Here is a 230-nt window from a genome sequence, read left to right as displayed (position 1 = left end):
AAGACAAAATCGTAATTGACGCAGGAAAGATTCACGAGGACGGGGCAGAATCTATCATTAATCCGTATGATCAATACGCCATTGAAGAAGCCATTCAGCTGCAGGAAGAGCACGGCGGAACCGTTACCGCTGTAACCGTCGGCGGAGAAGAGGCGGAGAAAGAACTGAGAACCGCCCTTGCGATGGGCTGTGACCAGTCGGTGTTAATCAATATTGAAGATGATCTGAGC

Annotated in this window: 1 protein-coding gene; it reads left to right on the top strand. The window is 49.6% G+C overall.

Features of this window, described 5'->3' with window-relative positions; genetic code table 11:
• Positions 1 to 230, top strand: a 230-nt coding sequence (locus SB847_RS22475; protein ID WP_410578997.1) for an electron transfer flavoprotein subunit beta/FixA family protein, incomplete at both ends; no start/stop codon positions are given.

The organism is Bacillus sp. SIMBA_026, assembly GCF_046535335.1.
In the GTDB taxonomy this organism is placed as follows: domain Bacteria; phylum Bacillota; class Bacilli; order Bacillales; family Bacillaceae; genus Bacillus; species Bacillus velezensis.
This window is presented reverse-complemented; position numbering and strand designations above follow the sequence as displayed.